Here is an 18,139-nt window from a genome sequence, read left to right as displayed (position 1 = left end):
GAAGCGGTCCGACCGCCGGTAGCCGTCACCATCCTGTAGCCCGCGGCCCCGAGCGCGACTACCGTCGAGGGCATGACCGAACACGTCGTACGCGGAGAGCGGCCGCCGCGGCGTGTCGAACGCGTCGGCGACACCGTCCGCCGCCCGGCCCACCCGTGGACTCCGGCCGTGCACGCGCTGCTCCGGCACCTGGAGAGCGTGGGCTTCCCCTACAGCCCGCGGGTGCTCGGCTTCGACGAGCAGGGCCGGGAGGTGCTGACGTTCATCGAGGGTGAGTCCGGTCCGGCCGCCTGGAGCAGGGTGGTCGGTGAGAACGGGCTGCGGTCCTATGCCCGGCTGCTCCGCGACTACCACCGCGCGGTCGCCGGCTGGCGGCGTGACCCGGACCTGCTGTGGTCGAGCGGCATCCAGGAACCGGCCGGGCAGGACCCCGGACAGGACTCCGAGCAGGCCCTCGAGCAGGACCTCGCGCAGGGCCTCGAGCGGGAGGTCGTGTGTCACGGCGACTTCGGCCCGTGGAACCTCGTCTGGCGTGGCGAGGAACCCGTCGGCATCCTCGACTGGGACTTCGCCTACCCCGCGCCCGCACGCAGGGACGTGGTCTACGCCGCGGAGTACGCCGCGCCGTTCCGCTCCGACGCGGAGTGCCGTTCGCTCGGCTTTCCCGCACCGCCGGACCGGCGGCACCGGCTGGAGGTCTTCGCGGAGGCGTACGGGCTGTCCTCCACCGCCGGCCTGGCCGATGACGTGAACCGGACGCAGCGCGAAACCCTGGTGACCGTACGTCGGTTGGCTACGGCAGGATGTCAGCCCCAGGCGACCTGGGCGGCACAGGGTTTCCTCGACCTGCTCGAGCAGCGGATCCGATGGATCGAGGACGACTCCGGGCTGCTCGTGGCTTGAGACACCGACCCGCAGAGGGGGACGCTCGTGTCGGACGGACGTACGCGGGCTGAGGTTCGGCTCGTCGGACACTGGCGGCAGTTGCGTGCCGCCGTCATCCTCGCCGTCTTCCTGCTGCTCCTGCAGTGGCCGATGCGGCACGCGGTCCAGGCCGGTGATCCCACCTGGCCGCTCCGGCTCGACCTGCGCTCGTCGGGCCCCGCCTGCGAGGTGCCGGCCCGGCTGTCGCTGATGGTCGACCTCGCATTGATCTACACCTACCTCGTCGCCGCCTGGCGGGTGCACGGCTACCTCGGGCTCCTGCGCCCGGTACGCCGCACGGCCCGCCGTCTCGGCCTCGCCGGCGCGGTGCTCGTCACGGTCGCCGGGGTCGTCGACGTCGCCGAGAACGCCGTGCTCTGGCAGCGGTTCGGCTCCCCCGCGGGAGGCGGGGTGTGCCCCTCCCTCCAGGTCGGTCTCCTCAGTCCGGCCCTGTGGGTGCTGTGGACCGGCGGGGTCGTGCTGGCTGTCGCGGCGGTGGCGGTGGCCCGACCCAACCGACCGGGCCTACCGGGACGACCGGGCCTGGGCCGACCGAACTGGCTGAGCCGGCTGGGTCGACAGGCGACGAAGCGGTCGGATCCAGGTGCGCAGGCGCGCGAGGAGTCGGCGGAGGCGGTTCGGCGCGCGGGCGCCGCGGCCGGTCCCGACCTCACTCGGCACGACCGTACCCGCCAGATCATCTGCTGCTCGGGCGGCGGGATCCGGTCGGCCGCGTTCTCCCTCGGTGCCCTGCAGGTGCTGAACGAGCGCGGCGAATACCAGCGGTCCTCGACGGTGATCGGAGTGAGCGGCGGCGGCTACATCGCCGCGGCGTTCCACATCCTCCGGCGTTCGCTCACCGGCGCCCCCGGCGAGAAGTTGCCCTACGCCATGGGTACGCCCGAACTCGCCCGGCTGCGCCGGCACACCCACTACATGCTGCCCTCGCTCGCGGTCGGGGCCCGGGCCATCATGTCCCTGCTGTACGGCGTCGTCGTCAACCTCGTCCTGATCGGTATCGCGCTGCGCGGCATCGCCTGGGTACTCGGCTGGGCGATCGCGGAGACCTCGGTGGTGAGCGGACTCGGCACCGCGCTCGCCCGCACCAACTTCGGTCACCTCCCGGCGTGGTACTGGCTCGCGGCGCTCGGGCCGCTCGGCATCGTCATCGCGTTGTTCCTGGCCGAGGTCATGGTCGACCGGTTCCGCGTCCCACCCAACTGGCTTCGGCGGGAGGGGCGCGCGCTGGCCCGGATCCTCACCCTCCCCGGCCTGCTCAGCCCGGCCCTGCTGCTCGGTATCCCGCTGGTCCTGGCCTGGGCCAACAACTTCGGTCACGAGTCGAGCGGACGGTCCGGACTCGCCGAGGGCCTGGCCGGTACGGCGAGCGGCGTCGCGGGTGTGGCGGCGGTGAGCGCCAACTCCGCCGTCGACTCGCAGTTCGGCTTCGCCACCCTCGCCGCTCTCGGCGCCGCGTTCATCGCGCTCGCGCGCTCGGCCTGGAAGGGCATGCAGAGTCTCGGCAGCGACACCACCGGTGGGCTCCGCGACAAGGTCCTCACCTGGCTCCGCACGAAGCTCGTGCCCTGGGCCGGGTCGGCCCTGCTCCTCATGGCCGTCCTCGTGGTGCTGCTCCGCTGGACGGCCGGCTACGCCGCCAGCGAGGAGTGGCGCTCGCGGTGGTGGGTGGCCGCCCTGTGCGTCGGGGCGCTGGTCCTGATCCGGGTCTTCACCGACGCGACCCGCACCTCGCTGCACCCCTACTACCGCGAGCGGCTCGCGATCGCCTATCTCGTCGGCCGGGCGACCTCCGACCGCGAAGCCGAGAGCGCCTACTCCAAGCCGCTGCCGTACTCCGAGTACGCGCGAGCGACCGACGGCGGCCCGCGGCTGGTGATCGTCGCCTCCGCCAACGCGGCGGACACCGACTTCATCCCGCCCGACCGGGGTTGTGTGCCGTTCGTGTTCGACCCTGACCGCAGCGGCCTGGCCGGGGACGTCACCCTGCCCACCGAGGGGCTCGAACCCACCGCGAGCTACGAGCTGCGCGCCGACCACCGTCGGCGTGACGTCACGGTGCCCGGCGCCGTCGCCATCAGCGGTGCGGCGTTCTCACCACTGACCGGACGGAACAACGCCACCACCCGCCCCATGCGGCTCCTCTTCGCGGTGGTCAACGCCCGGCTCGGTGTCTGGCTGCCCAACCCCTACTGGGGGACCACCTCACCCGCGGCGGCGCTCGCCCGGCGCTGCGAACTGATCGCCGGACGGAGAGCCGAGACCGGACCACGGGGCGGCCTGGTCGCCAGGTTCGTCGATGCGTGTGCCTACGTCGCGAGCATCGCGGACAAGCCCGGCGCGCACCAACTGTTCCGGGAGGCGTTCGGGCGGACCTCGTTGTACGACCGGCGGCTCTACGTCACCGACGGCGGTCACTACGACAACCTCGGCCTGGTCGAGGCTCTGCGTCGCCGTCCCGGCCGGCTGATCGTGATCGACGCCTCCAACGACCTCGAGGACACCTTCGCGGCGGTGGGCTCGGCGATCGCGTCCGCGCGGATGGACCTCGGCGTCGACGTCAGGATCGACCTGCGTCCCCTGCAGCGCAAGGGCGGTGAGCGGATCGGGCGTGGCTGGGCACGAGGGACCGCGACCTACCCCGAGGGCGGTACGGCCGAGATCCTCATCGTCAAGGCGGTCCTCGCGGGCAACCTGCCCTGGGACCTGGAGACCTACGCCGCCGAGCACCCCGACTTCCCGCGGCGCTCGACCGGCGACCAGTTGTACGGCGAGTTCGACTTCGAGGCCTACCGCGCGCTCGGCGAAACCCTCACCCGGGAGATGCTCGACCGGGTCCAGCACACCAACAAGGTTCCCGTCGGCGACGCAGCGGCCGGGGGTGGCCGCGGCCCGGAGCGGGCAACGGTGCCGGTCGTGGGCGCCTTCGCCCCGCCGCGCGAACCCGCTCCCGAGGACGCGGCCCCTGAGCCGACGGCACCGGCTGAACCGGCGCCGGCTTCCGCCACGCCCGCCGCGCCCGCCACCCCCGCCAGCCCCGCCACCCCTGCCGCCCCCGCTGGAGCCGGCACCGGCGATCCGAGTTCGTGAGCCCGGCCAGGTCGAACGTCCCCCTTGCGCTCTCGTCGTCCGACCTGGCCGGAGTTTCGGTGGGCTGGGTCAGTCCGCTCGGGGGTGGACCGCGAGCGGGTTGGGGACGGTGCCGTGCACGGCGGCGTGCGGGCGTTCGGGGCGGTCCCGGTAGCCGTCCAGGACCAGCCGGTTGCGGTTCAGGCAGAGCCGTTCGATCCGGGGTGTCAGCAGGTCGAAGATCTCGAACTGGTCGCTGAGTTCGGGGAAGCGGGCCTGGTAGGCCAGGATCTCCGCGCGGACGAGATCCCAGAACTCCTCGGTCGGAACGTCGAGGTGCACCCGCGCGAGTTCGGCGAGGTAGCGGAAGTGCCCGACGAACAGGCCGGAGTGCAGGAACTGGCACAGGAACGCCGGCGGCTCCCGCAGCAGCACCTCGCCGACCTGCGCGGGCAGCGTGTTCCACTCCGGCGGGGCCGCGTCCGGCCGCGCGGACAGGTCCGCGAGGTTGACGTCGTCCACGAAGTCCTTCACCGCGAGCCGGGTGGGGGTGTCCTCCGCGTCGAACACCACGATCGCGTTCTCGCCATGGGGGGAGAAGGCGACGCCGTAGCGGTAGAGGAAGTGCAGCAGCGGCGGCAGCATGGCGTGCAGGAACCGTCGCAGCCACTCCCGCGGGGTCCGGCCGGACCGGGCGACCAGCTCAGCCAGCAGCGAACGGCCGGCGGGGTCGACGCACAGCAGGGACGCGAGGGTGCGGGCGCGTTCCCCGTCGTCGAGCTGCGCGGGTAGGGGCTGTCGCCAGATGGCGCCGAGCAGTTCGCGGTACTGGTACGGCACACCGGCCAGGCTCTCCAGGACCTGGTGGCGCACGGTCACCGAGGCGACCTCGCCGAGCAGGATGACGCGGGTCTCCTCGGCGAGGAACGGGTCGGCGTCCCGGAGCCCGAGTACCCACGCGGTGACCGCCGGTGCGGCGACGGTGCGTTCGGTCGGCAGGCCTCGCCAGACCAGGGTGTTGAGCACTGACAAGGGCAGCTTGACATGGTGTCGGTGCGGATGGCTGACGTTGCTGAACGTGCGGATGGACTGTTGGGCGAGGTAGTCGTCGGGACCCTCGCCGAGCGGGACGATCCGTTGGTGGGCGACGTCGGCGGCGAAGAGCGGAACGGTCGTCTCGTCCCACTGCCACGGATGGACGGGCAGCCAGTGGTAGGTGGCCGGGTCCAGGCCCCGCGCGGCCAGGGTGAGAGTGAAGCGCTCGCGGGTCGTCTCGTCGAGTTCCCCGGCGTGGAGCCGGTCGGCCGGTAGGCCCGGCACCCCACGGTAGTCGGCGATGCTGTCGTGGACGGCGATCCAGGGCAGCGCCACCCGTGCTCGCGCCTCGGGCGGAAACACCCGGGCGTCGGTGGCGGAGAAACCCTGCCGGCCCTTGTTGGGGACGATCCAGGGGTGGCCGGTCTGGTAGCCCTCGAGTTCGGCGTAGGGCAGGTCGGCGAGTGCGGCGGCGTCCGGCGCCGTCGCGAGCAGCCGGGTGTCGGCGGTGAGGGTCGCGCTCAGCTCCCGCACCAGGTGGCCCGCGGTGTCCCCACCCAACCCGAGGGTCTTGCGGGCGTCCAGGACGAACGCCAGCGTGTCGACGTCCTCGCTGCCGTCCCGGGTGATGCTGGCCGGGTCGACGAACCAGGAGCCGTAGCTGCCGCGCCGTGCCCGGAACCGGTAGGTGACGTCGGGCAGGTCCAGCCGGTAGCGGCCCCCGTCGTCGGTGCCGTCGGGGACAGGTTCGAGCAACTCCTCGTAGGAGAACTCCGCGAGGGCCTTGGCGAGGAGCGCTCGGCTCGCGGCGCTCCAGTGCGCGGCGGTGAGTTCAGCGGGTACGGGCAGGGGCACGAGTGTCCTCCGGGTCGAGGGTGGGCGGCTGGGTGGCGGGCCCGGCCGGCGGGTGGACGCCGAACGACGTGAACGCGGTCCGCGGCGGCAGCGCGTAGGCCGTCCGGCCGGTCAGCGCGTTGAGGATCACCGCCGCCCGATGGGCGCCAAGACCGAGGTCGGGCGTGCCGACCCCGTGGGTGTGGAGTTCGGCGTTCTGGACGTAGAGGCCATCGCGGACCTGACCGGCCAACCGGACCCGATGGTGCGCGTCGACCTGGTAACGCCCGCGGTCGTCCCACTCGACCAGGCTCCGCATCGGGTCGAGGAAGTCCGGCGGGGCGGGGGAGTAGCCGGTGGCGAGCACCGCCGCGTCGACGCGGACGGTGAACGACCGGTCCTGCTCGCGCTGCCGGCAGCACAACTCGATGCCGGCCTGGCCGAGGTCGCGGACCCCCACCACGTCCACGTGCGGGGTCAGGGTGGCGGCCGGCCAGCGGCCCTCGATGCTCCGGTCGTAGAGCAGGTCGTGGATCTGCGCGATCGTGTCGGCGCTGATCCCCTTGTACAGCTGCCACTGCGCGGGCACCAGGCGGTCACGCACGGGTTCGGGAAGCTCGCGGAAGTAGGCGGTGTAGTCGGGGGTGAAGTGCTCCAGGCCGAGCTTGGAGTACTCCATCGGCGCGAACGCCGGTGAGCGGGTCAGCCAGTGCAGGCGCTGGCTCCCGGTCGTGTCGCGGAGCAGGTCGAGGAACACCTCCGCGCCGGTCTGTCCCGAGCCGATCACCGCGATGTCCTTCGCGGCGTCCAGGCCGGGCCGCCTGCGCAGGTAGTCGGCGGCGTGGAAGACACGGTTGCCGAGCAGGTCGGCGAACGCCGCGGGGACCTGCGGCCGGGTGCCGATACCGAGGACGACGTTGCGGGCGGCCACGGTCTCCGCCCGGCCGGCGCCGGTCCAGGTCACCTCGAAGACTCCGGCAGTGTCGTTCCAGCTGATCCCGGTGACGCGGGCGCCGAACCGGCACGACGGGAGTCCCCTGCTCACCCAGCGGCAGTAGTGGTCGTACTCCCGGCGCGGCACGTGGAACCGTTCGGCGGAGTAGAACGGAAACAACCGGTCGTGGGTGCGGAGGTAGTTGAGGAAGGACCACGGGCTGGTCGGATCGACCAGCGTAACGAGGTCGGCGAGGAACGGCACCTGCAGCCGGGCGTCCTCGAAGAGCAGCCCGGGATGCCAGGAGAACTCCGGCGAGGAGTCGAGGAAGACGCTTCGGATGTCGGGCACCCCGTCGGCCAGCGCCGCCAGGGCGAGGTTGAACGGCCCGATCCCCACGCCGAGCAGGTCGTAGGGCGTGGAGGCGGTCACGGTGCTCACGTCAACGCTTCCTTTCCGACCGGCGCCGGACGCTCCCGCATCATCAGCGCGGCCCGCTTGTGCGGCAGGTCAAGGTCTGCTTGACGGTGGAATCCCGCCCGGGTGAACGCGCGGACCGAGGCGACGTTGCGTACGTCGGGTTCGGCGATGACCCGCATCGTCGGTGGGTGCGCCGCGAACATCCGGCTGGCGACGTTGCGGAGCAGGATCCCGCCGAGTCCGCGGCCGCGGGCGGAGGCCGGTCCGAGCAGGAGGTGGACGCCTCCGTCGTAGGGCTGCGCCGGATAGTGCGAGGACAGCGGGTCGAGGTCGGCCCAGTAGACCTCCCAGTAGCTCATCGGCGTCCCGCTGAGGATCCCGACCAGTGGGGTCGCGTGTTCCGTGGCGTGCTGGGCTCTCAGGTGGGCGCGGGTGCGTTCGGCCGGACCGGCCAGCATCCAGAACTCCGCGACGGCCGGCTCGTTCATCCAGCGGGCGAGCAGGTCGACGTCGTCCTCGACCGCGGGCCGGAGTTCGAACGTTCCCACGGACAGGACCTGCGGCGTGTGCAGGATCTCCGCACGCCAGTGCCGGGTGTCGGCGCTCAGGTTCGCGGCGCTCATGATGTCACCGTCGCGAACGGGTTGCTGATCGGCACGTACACCGACTGGGTGGCGACCGGTCCGCTCAGCTCGTCCATCTCGTGCAGGCGGGTGAGCAGGTTCGCCTTGCAGGGCAGGGTCGGACTGGTGAGCAGGCTTCTCAGGGTCGCGGGTGCCGGGCCGTCGGGGAAGCGCAGCGCGGCGAGACGGTCGCGGGCCAGCGCGAGCAGGGTCTCCTCGTCCGCGAGCCCCTGCGACCCGAACGCTCCGACCAACCCGCACAGGTTGTTGATGCCGAGGTAGTAGCCGAGGCGTTCGTCGACGACCTGGTCGGGTACGGCGGTCTCCGAACGCTCACCCACGTCGGGCAGCAGCCGCCGCAACTGGTCGAGCCGGGACTGCGCGAAGTAGTAGCCCTGGTTGTCCCGGTAGCGCCCACCGGCCGGCCAGCCGTCGGCGTCGAGCACCACGAGGGTGTTCTGCTGGTGTGCCTCCAGCGCGATCCCGTAACCGGAGTAGAGCCACAGCACCGGTTCGAGGACCGCACGGAGGTAGCCGTCCAGCCAGTGCGCGGCGACGTCGCGGGTGGAGGTGCCGGTGCGTTCGGCCAGCCCGGTGACGATCTGGGCCAGCCTCGACCGGCCGATGCCGGGCGCCTCCGCCACCAGGCCGGCGACGCAGCTCACGTCGGTGTCGCCGAACGGGTTCTCCCGCAGGACGACGTCCAGCCCGGAGTCGGGCGACTCGCCGGGCACGTCGACCGCGAGCCAGCCGGCGTCCCGCACGATCCGAAACGACGGGTGCGTCCGCGCCAGATGCTGCTCGACACCGGCGTCGAGCAGCCGGGCGATCTCCACGCCCCGGTGGAGTTCCTTGCGGAGGTTCTCCCGCCGCGAGTTGGTGATACGCAGGCCGAGGGAGAGCTTCAGCATGACGGGTGCGTCCGGCCGGTAGGCCGTGCGCAGCGACGAGGTGGGCCACCAGTGCGGTCCCGCCGGGCCGAGGTCTCGGAGCATGCCGGTGCGGAGCAGGGTGGCGATCGCGGGACGGTGCGGCAGGTCGCGTGCCTGCCAGGGATGGGCGGGAACGGCGATCATGCCCTCCGGTACGACGAGGTCGGCGCTCGCCGCGGCGAGTTCGGCGGCCACGGAGGTCGCCCACCGGAACCCTCCGGCCCGTTCGGCCTCCGCGCCCGCCGCGTCGCTGGACACGATCGCCGGATCGGCCGCGAACCAGTGCAGCGGGAACGACCCGCGGCGCTCGGGGGCGAACGCCGGCGCCTCCGCGTCGGTCACCGACTCCCGGCTCTTGGGGGTCGGGTGCGTCGGGTGACCGAGCAGCAACGCCTGTTCGGCCACCAGGAACGGCGTGGTGCCCGGCGGTGGCGCGGGTGCGGCACGCCGGTCGGCGATGTGCGTGCGGGTCCGGCGGACCGAGTCGAGCACCCGCGCGACCAGATCCGTGCCGGTGCGGGAAGGAGCGCCCCCGCGTACGGCGGCCTCCCTGGCCAGCAGTGCCGCGACCGTCGCAGCGTCGGCCACCCCGGCCCACCCTGATGGGGCATCGCGGAGCCGGACCTCGCCGAAGCGGTGCCAGCCGGTCGCGGACCAGTGGCGCACGTCGGCGACCAGTCCGGCGCCCGAGGCCGGCAGGTCGAGGACCAACGCCGGGCCGTGCGGGTGGGGGACGCCGGTCTCCCGGATCCAGCAGCGCAGCAGGTTCTCCGTCGCCGCGGCGTCGGCGACCCGGTCGGGGTCGGGGTCGTCGAGGAGGTCCGGACCGGTCACGGCGGTCAGGACCGAGGGTGTGGTCATCGTTCCTCCTCCTTGCCCGCCGCGACGACCGCGTCCAGCAGCCGGTCGACGTCGGCGGGGGTGGCGTGGGGATTGAGCAGCGTGAGCTTGAGTCGGGCGACCCCGGCCAGGTCGGCGCGGCCGATGACCGCGCGCCCCTCGAAGAGCAGCCGCCGCCGCAAGCCGGCGTTGACAGCGCTGGTCCGCCCCGCCGCGGCGGCGTAGGAGAAGACCACCGTGGTGAGGACGGGCCGCGCGTGGAGCACGAGGTCGGGGCGGGCGGTGATGCGGTCGGCGGCGTAGTGGGCGAGGTCGTGGCAGCGCTCGACGAGGGCGCCCATGCCGGCCAGCCCGAGTGCGCGCAGCGCCACCGCGATCTTCACGACGTCGGCCCGTCGGGTGGTACGCAACGACCGGCCGAGCAGGCTCGGGATGCCGGCGCGTTCGTCGTCGGCGGGGTTGAGGTAGCTGACCCGGGTCGTGAGCGGCGTGAACAGATCCCGGTCCCGGCTGAGGAAGACCCCCGCCGGAATGGGCAGCCAGCCGAGCTTGTGCAGGTCCAGGGCGACCGAGTCCGCGCGGGCCAACCCGGTCAGCAGCGGACGCAGCCGGTCGGAGAACAGTGCGCCGCCACCGTAGGCCGCGTCGACATGGAGGAACGCGTCGCGCGCCTCGCACACCCGCGCGAGGTCTGGGAGGGGGTCGATGCTGCCGAGGTCCGTGGTGCCCGCCGTGCCCACGACGACCACGCGTGCCCGCGGGGTCTGCCGCCTGGCCTCGACCAGGGCCGCGTCGAGCGCGGCGACGTCCATCCGCCCGTCGGCGTCGGTGTCGACGTCGACCACCGCCCGCGCGGGGAGCCCGAGCAGCCGGGCACCGCGGGCGACCGAGAAGTGCGCGAGCCGGGAACAGAACACCCGCAGGCCGGCGTCGGGCGCGCCGTCCCGGGCCAGCAGCAGTCCCATCAGGTTGGACTCGGTGCCCCCGGAGGTGACGACGCCGGCGGCCCGCTCGGCCCGGTAGCCGACGAGGTGGGCGAGGCCGCGTACCACCTGGTGTTCGAGTTCGGTCGCGGCCGGAGCCTGGTCCCAGGAGTCGAGCGACTGGTTGAGAACGGCGGCCGCGAGGTCGGCCGCCACGCCGACGGCCAGGGGCGGACAGTGCAGATGCGCCGCGCAGAAGGGATGCGCGGGATCGGCCGCGCCCGCGGACAGGGTGCGGGTCAGCTCGGCCAGCGCGGTCCGCGCACCGATGCCCTGGTGCGGCAGCGGGTTGGGGCCGAGCCTGCGGCGTACGGTCGCGGCGACCTCGCTCGGGCCACCGGCCGGCAGGGGACCGGGGCGGTCGCGCCGGCCCGCCCGCACCGCCGCCAGTACCTCGGTGAGCAGGTCGGCGAGGTGGTCGAGGTCGTCCGTCAAGGTGAACGCCGCCGGCCCGGCCGGCATGGTCGGCGCGTCCGCGGTGGTGAGCGTGCTCGACGGGGCACTCATGCGGCGCTCGGGTTCCGCTCGGCGGCCGTCCAGGCGGCGGCCAGTCGCTCGACCACGGAGTCGGCCTGCTCGGCGGTGACGACGAGCGGCGGAAGCAGCCGAAGGACCGTGTCGTCACGGCCGCCGAGCTCCACGATCAGGCCACGGCGCAGGCATTCGGAGCGGATCCGGGCGGCGAGGTCTGGTGCCGGCGGCAGGCTGCCCAGGTCGTCCGGCGCGGCGTCGGCCTCGACGACCTCGATGCCGAGCATCAGGCCGCGCCCGCGTACCTCACCGATGCTCCCGTGGTCACCGGCGAGCCGGTGCAGCTCGGCGAGCAGGCGCCGGCCGATGGTCTCGGCGTGCTCGGGCAGCGTGTTCTCCGCGATGTGGCGCAGGGTCGCCGTGCCCGCCGCCATCGCGAGCTGGTTGCCGCGGAACGTGCCGGTGTGCGCACCGGCCGCCCAGCCGTCCAGGCTCTCGTCGTAGACGATCACGGCGAGTGGAAGCCCACCTCCGATGGCCTTGGACAGGACCAGGACGTCGGGAGTGATGCCGGCGTGGTCGACGGCCCACATCGCCCCGGTCCGGCCGGCCCCGGTCTGCACCTCGTCGACGATGAGTGGGATGCCACGGTGGGCGGTGAGGTCGCGCATGGCCCGCAGCCAGCTGCCCGGAGCGGGAACCACGCCACCCTCGCCCTGCACCGGTTCGAGGATCATCGCGGCGGGAGGGACGACGCCACCGGACGCGTCGTCGACCAGCGACGCCGCGAAACGCGCGCTTGTCGCGGCGCCGGTGTCTCCGCCGAGACCGAACGGGCACCGGTAGCCGTAGGGGTAGGGCAGCCGGGTGACGGTCGCGGGTGTGGGCGCCAGCGGAGCACGGACCGCGACGTTCCCGGTCACCGCGAGGGCGCCGGCCGTCATCCCGTGGTAGGCGCCGGTGAAGGCGAGCACGCCGTGCCGTCCGGTCGCGGTCTGCGTCAGCTTGAGCGCGGCCTCGACCGCGTCCGCGCCGGTCGGCCCGCAGAAGTGGATCCGGCCGCGCCGCGCCAGGTCGCCCGGCAGGAGGTCGAAGAGGGTCTCTACGAACGCGTCCTTCACCGGGGTCGCGAGGTCGAGGATGTGCAGCGGTGCCCCGTCGTCGAGGACCTTCCGGATCGCCTCGACGACCACGGGATGGTTGTGGCCGAGCGCGAGGGAACCCGCGCCGGACAGGCAGTCGAGGTAGGTCGTCCCGTCGGCGCCGGTGACGGTCATGCCGCTCGCGCGGACGGGAACGATGGGAAGGCTGCGCGCGTAGGTCCGTGCCGAGGACTCGCGGCGCTGCTGCCGCTCGAGCACGGTGCGTGGTGGCTGGCTGGCTGTGACGACAGGCATTCCGCCGCCTTCCTTTCGGGCAGATTAGGTTAGGCATGCCTTACTTGTGCGGAAGCAGAGTAGCCCGTTTCGTCCCGGTGTGTCGATGGATCGCATCCATCCGCGTGTCGGATCGACTGCGGAGCGGAGCCGGCAGGCCCGTGTTGGCGGCCGGGAATCGCATGCTCGGAGTGAGGTTTCGCGGTGGCCGGTGGGTGTTTCCTCGATGGGTCGCGGGGTCGCGGCGATGTCAGGCGATGTCAGGGGTCCGTCGACCGGGACCGGGCAAGGCTGCCTTGGCGGTCGGCGCGGCCGGCGCCATCAGAACGGTCGGCGCGGTCAGAACGGTCGGCGCGGTGAGATGCGTGGTGGCGGACCGGTGCGCCCGCGGTGTTCACGCGGTGGAGAAAGGCCTCGAACGTCAGGCCTCGAACGTCAGGCCTCGAACGTCAGGCCTCGAACGTCAGGCCGGAACCTCGGGGATCTCGGTGTTGACCGCCTCGAAGATGCGGATCTCCGCGGGCCCTTCGGCGGTCTCGGACAGGAGTTGGTCCAGTGCCCGCATGTGCGGGCTGGCCAGGTGGCTCTGCAGAGCCTTCATGTCCGTCCACTCCTCCACGCAGGTGAACAGGCAGTCGTCCTGCAGGTCGGCGACGAACGCGTAGTACATGCAGCCCTCGTCGGCGCTACGGACCGCGTGTTGCATGGCGATGAGGGCCGCGACGGTCTCGGTGCGCCGCTCCGGACGTGAGCGGAGGACCGCGTGTACGACGATCATGCCGACCACCCTACGGGCGCCCGGCCCCCTGCGCGGGTGGTTCGGACGGCGACGCGGGATCAACGCGGTGTGGACGCCGGATCAACGCGGTGGCCGGGCGTCCCGGAACGCGTCGAACACCAGCCTCCTGGTCTGTCCGTCCCACGCGAGCATCCCCATCGTGGACAGGGCGTTGTACTCCTCGTTGTAACCCGCTCGCTGTTTGTAGTCCTTCAGCAACCAGAACGTGTAGCCCGCGACCCATGGACGCGCGGTCACCTGGTCCCAGTGCGCACGGAAGTTGGCCGCCTGCCACTCCTCGGTTCCCGCCTCGGTGGGCGGTCCGTGCTGGCCGGGCAGCGACCAGGTGCCGTTCTCGGTGATGAGGATCGGCTTGTCGGGATGGTTGCGGTGAACCGCGTCGAGGGTCGGGCCGAGGTCCTCGTTCGTTCCGTAGAAGTAGCCGAAGTACTCGTTGAAGCCCACGACGTCGGCCAGGTCGAAGGCGGGGTCCCAGGACGAGGACGACGCCCAGGTGACCGGACGGTCGGAGAGGTCGACGGCCTTCACCGCGTCCTTCATCTGCGTGAGCCAGGCACGGTAGACCGGTGCGCCGTCCGGATCGATGGTCGACTCGTTCTGCAGTCCCCAGAGGATCACCGACGGGTGGTTGTGGTTGTTCCACGCGGTGGCGAGCGCGAGCGCGCGGGACAGTCCGTAGGACTCGGCCTGCAGTTGCTGTGACACCGTCCCCACCCACATCGTGTCCCACTCGTCCATGAGCAGGACTCCGTTGCGGTCGGCCCAGTCGTAGGCGTAGGGGTGCCGGTTGTAGACGGCGTTGCGCAGGAGGTTGGCGCCGAGCTCCGTGGCGTTGGCGAGTTCGTGGTCGTACTCCGCCTTCGTCATCGACCGGCCGCCGCGGTCGGTCTCCTCGTGCCAGTTGACGCCCTTGAGGAAGAGGGGGCGACCGTCGAGTTCGAGCCGCGACCCGTCAACAGCGATGTCGCGGACACCGTAGGTCGCGGTGAGCGTGTCGAGCGCCGGTCCGTCGTCGAGGCCGACGAGGGTCGCGCGGGCGGTGAGGACCTTGGGTCGCTCGACGCTCCACCGAGGCGCGTGGGGGATCGGGATCGTCGTCCTCGGCACCGCGACGCCACCGGCGGGAACGTCGACACGCACCCGCATCGGTCGGCCGTTCGAGCCCCGTCCGGGGTCGACGCGGACGAAGCCGTGGAAGTCCTGCCGGCTGTGGTTCTCCACCACCACCCGGGCGTCCAGGGTCGCGTCGCGGGTGTCAAGGAGCACCTTCGCGACCGTCGTGGCCGGGACCGCCTCGAGCCACACCGACCTGGTCAGGCCGGCATAGGGCCAGTAGTCGACGACGCCCGGCGGGAGCGCGTGGTCGTCGGCCACCTGTTCGCCGCTGCCGTCGTAGTTCGTGTAGCTCGCCCTGCGGTAGACGCGGACCGCGATAGTGGCGCGTTCGCCCGGCCGCAAGGCGTCCCTGACGGGCAGGGCGAAGGCTGTGTTGCCGCCTTCGTGCTTGCCGACCCACCGGCCGTCGACCCACACGTCGGCGCTGTAGGAGGCCGCGAGGAACGCCAGCCGGACGTGGGTGTCGCGCCAGGACGCGGGTACGTCGACCGTGGTGCGGTACCAGGCGTACCCGTCCCGCAGCGCGCCGCCCTTGCCGAAGTCGGCGCCGTCGTACCCCGCCCAGCCGTCGTTGTCGTGGAGGTCCCACGACGAAGGGACCGCGATGGTGTCCCAGCCGGAGTCGTCCAGCGAGGGTCGTTGCCAGCCCTCGGTCCCGCCCTGGTCTGCGGGGTCGTAGCGGAAGCGCCACGGCCGGTCGAGGGAGAGGTAGTGCCGGGTGGGCTCGTGCCGGGACCAGCCGTCGAAGGCGGGGGTTACCTCGCCGTAGGAGAACACGACGTTGGTGCCGTCGACGTTCCTGACCTGGGTGTCGGAGGGTTCGCGCGGACCGTGCGGGTCGCGGACGACCGCCGCCTGATCGGCGGTGGGATCCGGTGCGCCCAGGTCGGCTGGACGCGGCGAGGCCGGGACGGGCGACTGGCTCGCCAGTGCCGGTGCCCTGAGTGCCGGTGTCCCGAGCGCGGCGGGCGCGAGGGCCAGGACCGCGGCGACCGCGGCACCTCGGACCCGCCGCGTGACCCGGCGTGCGCTGCCGGGGCGTGGACGGGCGGAGTCGGTGGACGGTGTGCTTCGACCGGATCGCATGGGCAGCCCCCTCCGGGCGGACGGACCGCCTGCGTCACCGGAGCGAGGCGGCGGTGATCGTGCCGTGGCACACGGTAGGCGGCTCCGGGACGGGAGGTCCATGGCGCGTACCGGAGCCGGTCGCGTGGTCTGCCCGGTCGTACCGTCACCGGTCGACTGCGGCGCAGGGGAGGTTTGGTCGCCCCTCGCTGCCGATCCCGGACACGCCATCCACTCTGGGAGACGTCGGTCCATCCTCTGGACAGGCTGGGTTAGAGTGACCGCCGGGCCTCCTCCTCTTGACGTCGAGAGACCCGTGACTCGTGGAAGGAACAGCAGGTGTCAGATACCGCCGGCGGCGAGCGCGACACCGGTGCATCCACCGAAACCGAGGACCAACCAGACCCACGCGAGGCGGGAGCTGCCGTACCTCCGGCCACACCGACCGGCCGCCGCGCCCGCTGGAACATCCGCCGGTTCGTCGTCGACACCCGTCCGCTGAGCATCCTGCCGTACCGGCGGCTGTGGACCTCCACGATCATCACCTCGGTCGGTAGCCAGCTCACCGCGGTCGCCGTTCCGAAGCAGATCTACGACATCACCGGTTCCTCGGCCTACGTCGGACTGTCCGGCGCGGTGGCCCTGGTCCCGCTCATCGTCTTCGCCCTGTGGGGTGGCGCGATCGCCGACGCCGTCGACCGGCGGAAGCTGATGCTCTTCACCAACACGGGCATCGCCATCACGTCGCTCCTGCTGTGGGCCCAGGCCGCGGCGGGCGCGAACTCGGTGTGGTTGCTGTTCGGGCTGCTGGCGTTGCAACAGGCGTGCGCGGGTATGAACCAACCCGCGCGCAGCGCGTCGATCCCGCGTCTGGTCCCCGCACCGCTGCTGCCCGCCGCCAACGCGCTCAGCTCCACGGTCTTCCAGACCGGGTCCATCATCGGGCCGCTGCTGGCCGGCGCCATGATCCCGGTCGTCGGCCTGTCGACGCTGTACCTCATCGACTCGATCGCACTCACGGTCACGCTGTGGGCGGTCTGGAAGCTACCGCCACTGCCACCGCTGGACGGCGCACCTCGGCGGGCCGGGCTGCGACACGTCCTGGAGGGGTTCGCCTACCTCGCCACCCGCAAGATCCTGCTGGTGTCCTTCCTCGCCGACGTCATCGCGATGGTGCTGGGCATGCCGAGGGCGCTGTTCCCGCAGATGGCACAGGAGACGTTCGGCGACCCGCCGGGTGGCGGGTTCGCGCTCGGTGTCCTCTACGCCGCGATCCCGGTGGGTGCCGTCCTCGGCGGCCTCTTCTCCGGCGCGTTCTCCCGGATCCGGCGGCACGGCGTCGCCGTGGTCGGCGCGGTCTGCCTGTGGGGTCTCGCGATCGTGGGCTTCGGCCTGTCGCCGTGGCTGTGGTTGGCGGCCTTCTTCCTGGGCGTGGCCGGTGTCGCCGACCTGGTGAGCATGGTGTTCCGCGGCACGATCATGCAGAGCGCGGCCACCGACGAGATGCGCGGCCGGATGCAGGGTGTGTTCACCGTGGTCGTCGCCGGTGGTCCACGGCTCGCCGACCTGGGCCACGGCATGGCCGGTGCGGCGGTCGGCACGACCCTCGCCGTGAGCGGCGGCGGCATCCTCGTCGTCATCGTGATGCTGTGCGCGGTCGCGGCGTTCCCCATCTTCTGGCGCTACCGCGGTCCCGACCACTGACCCAGGACCAGGTCGCCGTGCTGACGCGCGGACCGGCCGGGTGAGGACACGATCCGCGCCAGGTCTTCGGACCCGCTCCGCCGACCGGAAGACTCCGAGCGTGATCCATCCCGCGCAGCCGGCCGACCGGCGTACCCGCGTCATCGTCGACACCGACGCCAAGAACGAGGCCGACGACCAGTACGCCCTCGTGCACGCGCTCCTCACCCCGAGCTTCGAGATCCACGGCGTGATCGCCGCGCACTTCGGCACCCGCCGCAGTGACCGGAGCATGGAGGACAGCCGCGAGGAGGTCGACCTGCTGCTGGAGCTGATGGGCTGGCAGGGTCGGGTGCCCGTCGCCGACGGTGCGCCGAGGGGACTGCCGGACGAGACCACACCGGTGCCCTCGCCGGGTTCCGCGCTGATCGTCCAGGAGGCACTGCGCGACGACCCTCGGCCGCTGCACGTCGCGTTCTACGGTCCGCTCACCGACATGGCGTCGGCGCTGCTCACCGAGCCCGCGATCCAGGACCGGAACGTCCGGGTCGTCTGGATCGGCGGCGGGGAGTACCCAGACGGTGGGCGGGAGTTCAACCTGTCCAACGACATCCACGCGGCGAACGTCGTCCTCGGCTCCCGGCTGGAGGTCTGGCAGATCCCGCGGTCGGTCTACCGGCTGATGGCCGTCGGGTACGCCGAGCTGATGGAGCGGGTGGCCCCGCACGGCCCGCTCGGCCGCTACCTCGTCGACCAGCTCGTCGAGTGGAACGCGCGCTGGGTCGACGGGCCGATGGAGTACCGCTCGCTCGGCGACTCACCAGCCGTCGGGGTGATGATGTACCCCGACTGCGGACGCTGGCAGCTGCGGCCCGCCCCTACCATCGACCCGGACATGCGCTACGTGCACGACGACCAGAACCCCATGATCCGGGTGTACGACAGCGTGGACGCGAGGTTCGTGCTCGAGGACTTCTACGCCAAGCTCGCGAGGTTCGCCTCCGGCCGGCTGTAGGG

The 18,139-nt window shown here is 72.3% G+C and carries 12 protein-coding genes; 4 read left to right on the top strand and 8 right to left on the bottom strand.

Annotated elements, in window-relative coordinates; genetic code table 11:
- Nucleotides 1–72: 72 nt before the first annotated feature.
- Nucleotides 73–903 (top strand): aminoglycoside phosphotransferase family protein, encoded by an 831-nt coding sequence (locus tag HEB94_RS45330; protein WP_192755556.1) that lies wholly within the window; start codon nt 73–75, stop codon nt 901–903.
- Between the two features lie 27 nt (nt 904–930).
- The gene (locus HEB94_RS45325) at nt 931–4,032 is read left to right on the top strand and encodes a patatin-like phospholipase domain-containing protein (protein WP_192755555.1); all 3,102 of its coding nucleotides are present in this window, start codon (nt 931–933) and stop codon (nt 4,030–4,032) included.
- A gap of 69 nt (nt 4,033–4,101) precedes the next feature.
- Here HEB94_RS45325 and HEB94_RS45320 read toward each other — a convergent pair whose 3' ends face one another.
- The 8 genes from HEB94_RS45320 to HEB94_RS45285 form a co-directional block, all read right to left on the bottom strand.
- The gene (locus HEB94_RS45320; RefSeq protein ID WP_192755554.1) at nt 4,102–5,901 is read right to left on the bottom strand and encodes an IucA/IucC family siderophore biosynthesis protein; all 1,800 of its coding nucleotides are present in this window, start codon (nt 5,899–5,901) and stop codon (nt 4,102–4,104) included.
- Complete coding sequence (locus tag HEB94_RS45315) at nt 5,879–7,255, bottom strand: lysine N(6)-hydroxylase/L-ornithine N(5)-oxygenase family protein (RefSeq protein ID WP_337918427.1); 1,377 nt, start codon at nt 7,253–7,255, stop codon at nt 5,879–5,881. Before HEB94_RS45315 ends, HEB94_RS45320 begins: the two co-directional genes overlap by 23 nt.
- A complete protein-coding gene (locus tag HEB94_RS45310; protein WP_202896882.1) occupies nt 7,252–7,857 on the bottom strand; it encodes a GNAT family N-acetyltransferase in 606 nt (201 codons plus the stop codon). Before HEB94_RS45310 ends, HEB94_RS45315 begins: the two co-directional genes overlap by 4 nt.
- Nucleotides 7,854–9,650 (bottom strand): IucA/IucC family protein, encoded by a 1,797-nt coding sequence (locus HEB94_RS45305; RefSeq protein ID WP_192755553.1) that lies wholly within the window; start codon nt 9,648–9,650, stop codon nt 7,854–7,856. Before HEB94_RS45305 ends, HEB94_RS45310 begins: the two co-directional genes overlap by 4 nt.
- On the bottom strand, nt 9,647–11,119 hold the full coding sequence (locus HEB94_RS45300; RefSeq protein ID WP_238361794.1) for a pyridoxal phosphate-dependent decarboxylase family protein: 1,473 nt from the start codon (nt 11,117–11,119) through the stop codon (nt 9,647–9,649). Before HEB94_RS45300 ends, HEB94_RS45305 begins: the two co-directional genes overlap by 4 nt.
- Entirely contained in the window at nt 11,116–12,480 is a 1,365-nt protein-coding gene (locus tag HEB94_RS45295; protein ID WP_192755552.1) for a diaminobutyrate--2-oxoglutarate transaminase family protein, read from the bottom strand. The genes HEB94_RS45300 and HEB94_RS45295 overlap by 4 nt, the downstream gene beginning before the upstream one ends.
- Before the next feature lie 442 nt (nt 12,481–12,922).
- On the bottom strand, nt 12,923–13,237 hold the full coding sequence (locus tag HEB94_RS45290) for a putative quinol monooxygenase (RefSeq protein WP_192755551.1): 315 nt from the start codon (nt 13,235–13,237) through the stop codon (nt 12,923–12,925).
- Between the two features lie 81 nt (nt 13,238–13,318).
- Nucleotides 13,319–15,460, bottom strand: a complete 2,142-nt coding sequence (locus HEB94_RS45285) for a glycoside hydrolase family 2 protein (RefSeq protein WP_192755550.1) — start codon at nt 15,458–15,460, stop codon at nt 13,319–13,321.
- 318 nt (nt 15,461–15,778) lie between these two features.
- Here HEB94_RS45285 and HEB94_RS45280 point away from each other — a divergent pair, with 318 nt between their 5' ends.
- The gene (locus HEB94_RS45280; protein ID WP_192755549.1) at nt 15,779–17,143 is read left to right on the top strand and encodes an MFS transporter; all 1,365 of its coding nucleotides are present in this window, start codon (nt 15,779–15,781) and stop codon (nt 17,141–17,143) included.
- A gap of 100 nt (nt 17,144–17,243) precedes the next feature.
- Nucleotides 17,244–18,137, top strand: coding sequence for a nucleoside hydrolase (locus HEB94_RS45275; RefSeq protein WP_337918425.1), 894 nt, complete (start codon nt 17,244–17,246; stop codon nt 18,135–18,137).
- Nucleotides 18,138–18,139 lie beyond the last annotated feature (2 nt).

It is taken from the genome of Actinopolymorpha pittospori (genome assembly GCF_014873875.1).
Classification (GTDB): domain Bacteria; phylum Actinomycetota; class Actinomycetes; order Propionibacteriales; family Actinopolymorphaceae; genus Actinopolymorpha; species Actinopolymorpha pittospori.
The sequence above is the reverse complement of the archived record's forward strand: the minus strand, read 5'-3'. Positions and strand labels throughout refer to the sequence as shown.